The organism is Peribacillus psychrosaccharolyticus ATCC 23296 (assembly GCF_000305495.1).
Classification (GTDB): domain Bacteria; phylum Bacillota; class Bacilli; order Bacillales; family DSM-1321; genus Peribacillus; species Peribacillus psychrosaccharolyticus.
This window is the reverse complement of sequence record NZ_AJTN02000160.1, coordinates 23433-30381: the sequence shown is the minus strand read 5'-3', so window position 1 is coordinate 30381 and position 6949 is coordinate 23433. Positions and strand designations below refer to the sequence as shown.

The 6949-nt window shown below is 37.6% G+C and carries 6 protein-coding genes and 1 riboswitch; all 6 genes read left to right on the top strand.

The window, feature by feature from the left end:
- Positions 1–604 precede the first annotated feature (604 nt).
- The 6 genes from WYK_RS07980 to WYK_RS07955 all read left to right on the top strand — a co-directional run bounded on the left by WYK_RS07980 (position 605) and on the right by WYK_RS07955 (position 6927).
- Positions 605–1459, top strand: coding sequence for a tyrosine-type recombinase/integrase (locus WYK_RS07980; protein WP_235782469.1), 855 nt, complete (start codon positions 605–607; stop codon positions 1457–1459).
- A gap of 107 nt (positions 1460–1566) precedes the next feature.
- Complete coding sequence (locus tag WYK_RS07975) at positions 1567–2169, top strand: pyroglutamyl-peptidase I (protein ID WP_040373997.1); 603 nt, start codon at positions 1567–1569, stop codon at positions 2167–2169.
- 138 nt (positions 2170–2307) lie between these two features.
- The gene (locus WYK_RS07970; RefSeq protein WP_051387383.1) at positions 2308–3213 is read left to right on the top strand and encodes a diacylglycerol/lipid kinase family protein; all 906 of its coding nucleotides are present in this window, start codon (positions 2308–2310) and stop codon (positions 3211–3213) included.
- Positions 3214–3327: 114 nt separating this feature from the next.
- On the top strand, positions 3328–3990 hold the full coding sequence (locus tag WYK_RS07965) for a hypothetical protein (RefSeq protein ID WP_040373996.1): 663 nt from the start codon (positions 3328–3330) through the stop codon (positions 3988–3990).
- A 13-nt stretch (positions 3991–4003) separates the two neighbouring features.
- The gene (locus WYK_RS07960) at positions 4004–5251 is read left to right on the top strand and encodes an efflux RND transporter periplasmic adaptor subunit (RefSeq protein WP_040373995.1); all 1248 of its coding nucleotides are present in this window, start codon (positions 4004–4006) and stop codon (positions 5249–5251) included.
- A 144-nt stretch (positions 5252–5395) separates the two neighbouring features.
- Positions 5396–5544: riboswitch (cyclic di-AMP (ydaO/yuaA leader) on the top strand.
- 129 nt (positions 5545–5673) lie between these two features.
- Positions 5674–6927 (top strand): cation:dicarboxylate symporter family transporter, encoded by a 1254-nt coding sequence (locus WYK_RS07955; protein ID WP_040373994.1) that lies wholly within the window; start codon positions 5674–5676, stop codon positions 6925–6927.
- Positions 6928–6949: the final 22 nt, after the last annotated feature.

Sequence of the window (6949 nt, the reverse complement as noted above, 5' to 3'; positions counted from 1 at the left end):
CCCTTATTTGGTATTTTAGAACTGAAAATCGTGCCCAGACGGGATTAACAGCTGGAATAGCCGAAAAATAGATAAAATCCCCCCATGGAAATTTAGGTACCAGGTCATCTTAATAAGTGTATCTTAAGAAAAAGTCCTAAAGATTAGCCACGCATTTTCAAAAACCCGCTATGCCCAGACGGGAATAAACATAATCGGATTAATGACCGAAATAGCAGAAAAACAGTAAAATCCCCCCGTGGTAACTTTGTCACCGGGTCTTCTTAAAAAGGCTATCTTAAGAAATTGTTCTAAAGATTAGCGACCCATTTTCAAAAACCTCATTTAACATGATGCCCTGCGGGGTATTTTTTTCTTGAAAATAGCGCCTAGAATAGCCGAAAAAAGATAAAATCCTCCCCTTGAAAATCAGAGATTCAACATGTTTCTTAAAAATTGGAGACCTAATAAGAATAGAAAAGCGAGACATTTTAAACAGATCATTTTCACGAAGAATGTCATCTAAAAAGAAAATAACTGGATAGACGAAATGTTCTTTATGTTCTGTTGAGATAATATGTTAAAATGGTCTAAACTCGGAATTATGACTTGGGAGGAATAGGCGTTGGAGAGTAATAACGATACTTCTACTAAGGAAACAATTTTTCAAGCTTTTAGCGAATGGCTGATAAGCGAAGGAAAATCAGAAAATACTATAAAGACGTATATTGGTGTGTTGTCACAATTTGAAGGATGGTGTCCTGGGGAGTTTAAGGAAGCAGGTCCTGTGGATATCCAGAATTACTTAGATTATCTAGAGGAATCTCAAAAAAGTGCCGGAACGATTGAGAAGCATTATATGGCTATTAATGTGTTTTATAAGTTTCTTGGTCAGCCTCAAGTCATGCTCCATATAGATCGTAAGCTGAAAGAACAAAAGCAAGAGGTTCCTGAATCTCTTAGTCTACAAGAGCAGGAAAGGCTTTTGAAGGACTTAGAGACGGAGGGGAATCTGCGTAACATAGCGATGGTGTTCGTTATGCTTCATACGGGTGTAAGAGTGTCTGAGCTATGCGATTTAAATTGTAGTGATGTTTTAATTGAGGGAGATAAAAAGTATATTGTGGTGAGGAATGCTAAAGGTGAGGTAGATCGGTCTGTGCCACTCTCTAATGAGGCTGTACAACGCTTGCAAGTATACCTTAGTTCAATTAAGGAGAAGGAACAGAAAACAGCCTTGTTTATTTCCAGCTATGGTCAGCGTATGACACCAAGGTCTGTCCAGTATATGCTGAAAAAGTTTGATGTTCATCCGCATAAACTCCGTCATACGTTCTGTCAGCAGCTTATTAATAAAGGGATTGATTTGCCGATTGTTTCTAAGTTGGCCGGACATAAAGATTTGAATATGACAAAACGGTATCTCATAGATAAGAAATTGGATTTAGATGATGCGATTGATCAGACCTTTTCAAAATAATGTGAGCAGGAGGATGAACGGATATCCTCCTTTAGGGTATATGTGGGTGTTTACATTAAAAATACAGAATATTCTCTACTAATAGCAGGGGAGAAAGTAGGGTCTTTATGAAAAAGTTACTTCTTACTGGTTTTGAACCATTTCTGGACTATCCCATTAATCCTACGGAAGAGATTATTCAGGCATTAGATGGTGAAATCATAGGTGAATATACGGTTTGTGGTAAGCTATTACCCGTTGAATTTTATCTTTCTGGTGATAGGATAATTGAGTATATTCAAGATGTATTGCCGGTTGCTGTTATCTCTTTAGGCTTGGCTGCTGGTCGTAGTCAGATCACCCTTGAACGAATTGGTATTAATTGTGCCGATGGAGAAAAAGATAATACAGGATATCGACCCATAGGAGAGCGTATAATCGCCGATGGTGCTGATGGAATATTTACTAGTCTTCCGTTACATCAAATGTTCGAGGGACTCATACAGGCTGGTTATCCAGCATCTATTTCTAATAGTGCTGGTTCTTATGTGTGTAATCAAGTCATGTATCGAGTACTGCACCATCTTCAAGAGTCTAGACAGAGTATCCAAGCAGGGTTTATTCATGTGCCGGCAAATCATTCACTTGCATTGCATATGGGGAAGTTTCCTAGCTGGTCACAGCGGGATTTGCAAGAAGCCGTTCAGGTAATTATTAATTATTTAAATTAAGAGGAAGTACAATAGAACGTTCAGGTGGCCATCTTTTCTTTTCCACCTTTTTTGTCGTATGGAAAAAAGAAAATGGTTTTGGAATCTTAAAAATGAGGAAGGTTAAGAGGAGAAGTAAATATTTAGGAGGTGTTGATTGTGAAATGGAAAAAGGCCATGTTAATTTATAATCAGGCTGCTGGAAAAGGGAATATTGAAACGATGCTTGAGCAGTGTCTGCCAATCCTATCTTTGGAAACAGAAGAACTCATGCTATTACAGTCTTCAAAGGCTGGAGACGCACTGGAATTCTGTCAGAAGTATGGAGAGCAAATGGACGCAGTCTTTATCTTAGGCGGTGATGGAACCGTGCATGAATGTATAAATGGACTTGCTTCCCTGCAAAATCGTCCAGTAGTGGGAATCCTTCCTGGCGGGACCTGTAACGATTTTTCTAGGACGTTGAATATACCGCAAAATATTCGCCAAGCTGCGGAAACAATGATTTCTGGAGAAGTATCATTAATTGATGCTGGAAAAGCAGGAAATAATTACTTTTTGAATTTCTGGGGAATTGGTCTGATTGCAGAAGCTTCTGCCAACATATTTGAGAAGGAAAAGAATCGATTCGGTACAATCAGTTATCTATTAAGCGCTATACGAACGGTGGGAGGAAATGAGCCTTTTCCATTTAAGATTGAATTTGATGGGGAAGTATTAGACGATCAGGCCGTTTTGGTGCTTGTGCTAAATGGCAATTATATAGGGACAAATTTACTGCCTTTTTCAGAAGTCCACGCAGACGATGGGTTCCTAAATCTAATCATCGTAAAGGAATCTAGTTTGAGTATATTGAAGGAATTACTGACGTTGAAGGGTGCATTAAGCGAAGTAGATGCAGATAACGGTCTGCTGCATTTTCAAGCAAAAGAAATTGTAATTGAGACCCATGAAGTGATGGATGTGGATATGGATGGTGAAATTTATGCAAAAACACCTACTAAGATAACCAGTCTTCCTCAACATTTTAAAATGTTTTCAGGCAGCAGCGAAAAGATTGAGTGATTCAATCAATTTTTTCTTTAATTTTACAATTTTCAACATAGGAAAACGGCACATTCCTCCATTTTACGATACAATTAAAGGGAACAATACTTACATAATCACGGGGGAATGTGTATGACTTATCAAGTAAAACTAGTAAAGGGCCTGTTTCGTCCATCTCTAAGTTCTTTTCAGTTAAAAGAAGCCGAAGAAATAACCGCATTTAAGCTGAAATTAGTATGGGTATACATGGCAAGTATCCTGTTGTTCTCCATAAGTGGTTATTTTGGGATTGGTACGGAATCGGTTTCAAAAGAGTTAAATGGACTTGGTACGGAAAGGTTTGAAACGGGTAAACTGCTCGTGTTTTTTGGGAATGTACTAGCAGGTCTTATTCTCCCATCTATCTTTTTGTTTGTATCAGCCATGATTTTTTGGGTGATAACGGATATTCCATATATAAAGCTTGTTGTCGTCCAGATGATTGGTTTTACTCTCTTTTTAATGGAAAAAATCCTATTGCTGCCCTTTTTCATACTGATGGATCTTAATCAAGACGCTAATCCATTTTCTTTAGGTGTAGTCAGTCAGTATTTTATTGCGAATGATTATTTTATTCACTTTTTTAGTGAAGTGTCTATTTTTAGTGTGGCAATTATTGTGATTACATATAAGTATTTGAAAGCTTTATCTGAGAAAAAATCGATTATTATCTTACTGATGGTATGCATCAGTTATCTCATATACTGGTTTTTTGCGGCATTTTGTTCCTATTTAGACGTCAATGTATTTGTATGAGGAGGTGTAGTCAATGAAAAAGTGGAAAATTATTTCGCTCTCTGCAGTTTCAGGATTACTAATTGCGGGTAATTTATATTTAATTGGTAAAGAAGATAGTAAGATAGAGCGAAGTTTATATGTAGAGAACTGGACAAAAGCTAAAGTTGGCGATATTTCAAGGACTTTTCAGACACAAGGTATGGTAGTACCATATGAAGAGTATCCTGTGTACTTTGATCACGAAAAACAATTCCAAAAATTTTTAGTACAGGAAGGAGATACGGTCACCGCAGGGACGCCCTTATATGAATACCTTGACTCAAAAGCTTCTGCAAGCAAAGCCAATCTTGAAAATGAAAAACAACTTGCTGAAAATGATCTTTCTGCAATAGAGAGATATATCAGCAGCTTGGAAAGTTATCAATCCTCCATTCCAGAAGCTCCTTCAGTGTCTGATGATGAAGAGAATGCAGCACTTGAAGCAGATTTGAATCTGGATGAGCATGCTTCATCTGAACTGATTGTTGCCACCATTGAACAGGAATTGTTTAAACAAGAGTATGAGAAAAGCAAAATAGAAGAAAAGATTAATATTTTAGATGCTGAGCTTGTTAATCTTGATGAAATAAGCGGGACTGTTTCAGCTGTTAGTGATGTTGATGGCACTGTGAAGGAAGTTAATAAGAGCCTTAATGGGCCCATTCTAACTTTAGCTTCGAATAGGTTATCAATAGAAGGAGAACTTTCTGAAAAAAGGTTAATGGAAGCTGAGGAAGGACAAGCTATTACGGTTGAATCATCTGAATTTAAGAAACCTCTTAAAGGGACAATTGATCGTATTACAGTCTTTCCGAAATCGGAACCAAGTATGAAGAAAGAAAGTACCTATCCGTTTAAAGCTATAGTAACGGAAGATCAACTGCTTCTACCAGTTGGCAGCAAGGTAAATGTATCCGTTGTTACCTCGAGTGTGCATAATGTTCCAGTCATTCCTAAAGACACCTTACATATGGGTTCAAAGCCATTTGTTTATAAGCTAATGAATGGCCGTGTGAATAGGCAGTATGTAACAAAGGGTATTGATATGAGTGGAAGGCAAGAAATTCGGAAGGGCATGACTGCAGGCGAAACGATTTTAGCGGAACCTGAGATAGTCCCACAAAATCATGCTTATTTTATAACAGCACTACAACCGAAAGATATTACACGAAAACAACTTAAAGAGATTAGTACACGTGATAAATTCCGATATTTATTAATAGGTCTACTAGAAAGATAGGGATTATATGTTATCAGAACTACATAAAATAAGAGAAAAAACGGATTCACAAAGGGATTTTTGAGGCATTTCCAGCAATTTTATGCATAGAACAGAAATAAATATATTTACAGAAATGAAATTTTACTATAATATTTTATTATAATCGTAATACCGCTTAATCTTATTGAAAGAACGGGGGACCCAATTTGCGGATCCGTTCGCTTGGGGTGAATTCTAGATTGAATAGAAAGGGCTTTGTGTTTCCAAGTCCTAACCCGACAGCTAACCTCGTCAGCGTAAAGGGAACAGTTTGAAAAATGTTCGCGTAAAATGACACAAAACGTGTCTTTTTTTTGCCGGAGAAAATTTACCTTGTTTCCCTTACCGAGACAAAATGCTTGTTTGCAGCATAGAATTTTTACAGAAGGTGAGGATGTTAGATGAAGAAAATTAGTTTAGCTTGGCAAATATTTATTGGTCTCGTTTTAGGGATTATCGTGGGGGCTATTTTTTATGGCAACCCTGACGTATCTACTTATTTACAACCACTAGGAGATGTTTTTCTCCGTTTAATTAAAATGATTGTTGTTCCGATTATTATCGCTAGTATCGTAATGGCTGTAGCTGGTGTAGGTGACCTTAAGTCGCTTGGGAAAATTGGCGGAAAAACGCTCATCTATTTTGAAATAGTTACGACCATTGCTATTATCGTTGGTCTGCTGTCGGCGAATATATTCCAACCGGGTGCAGGCGTAGATATGGGGTCAATTGAAAAAACAGATATCAGCAGTTATGTAGAAACAGCTGATAACACAGAAACAAAATCATTAGTTGATACACTGGTGCATATCGTACCGTCAAATCCAATTAAAGCAATGGCAGATGGAGATATGCTGGCCATTATCTTCTTCTCCCTTATGTTAGGACTAGGAATAGCTGCTGCTGGTGAAAAAGGAAAACCTGTCCTTGGTTTCTTCCAAGGGTTAGCAGAAGCAATGTTTGCTATCACGAACATGATTATGAAATTTGCTCCGATTGGTGTATTTGGTTTAATTGGAGTAACCATTTCTAAATTTGGACTAGAATCCCTTATTCCACTGGGTAAATTAGCGATTACTGTTTACGGAACAATGATTTTCTTCGTAGTAGTCGTTTTAGGTCTAATTGCAAAACTGGTTGGCTTTAATATTTTCAAATTATTCATCGTCTTAAAAGAAGAATTGATCTTAGCTTTCTCTACCGCAAGTTCAGAAGCAGTGCTTCCAAAACTGATGGAGAAAACAGAAAAGCTAGGTTGTCCAAAACATATTTCTACATTCGTCATTCCAACTGGTTATTCGTTTAACTTGGATGGGTCAACGTTATACCAAGCGTTGGCAGCAATCTTCATTGCTCAAATGTACGGCATAGATTTAACAATAGGTGCTCAAATTTCCCTAATCCTTGTCTTAATGGTTACTTCAAAAGGTATTGCGGGTGTTCCCGGAGTTTCATTCGTCGTCCTATTAGCGACATTAGGATCAGCTGGAATTCCAGTAGAAGGATTAGCCTTCATTGCTGGTATTGACCGTATCCTTGATATGGGTAGAACAGTTGTTAACGTAGTAGGAAACTCTTTAGCAGCTATCGTTATTTCTAAATGGGAAGGACAATTCAATCCTCCTGTAGAAGCCGCTGAAGTAAAGAGTGCATAATAAAAAAGGACTTGCAGAAAAC

What these genes read in the sequence shown, in the direction of transcription:
- WYK_RS07975 (WP_040373997.1), top strand. Translation starts at nt 1,567, where the DNA reads ATGAAAAAGTTACTTCTTACTGGTTTTGAACCATTTCTGGACTATCCC.
- WYK_RS07965 (WP_040373996.1), top strand. Translation starts at nt 3,328, where the DNA reads ATGACTTATCAAGTAAAACTAGTAAAGGGCCTGTTTCGTCCATCTCTA.
- WYK_RS07960 (WP_040373995.1), top strand. Translation starts at nt 4,004, where the DNA reads ATGAAAAAGTGGAAAATTATTTCGCTCTCTGCAGTTTCAGGATTACTA.
- WYK_RS07955 (WP_040373994.1), top strand. Translation starts at nt 5,674, where the DNA reads ATGAAGAAAATTAGTTTAGCTTGGCAAATATTTATTGGTCTCGTTTTA.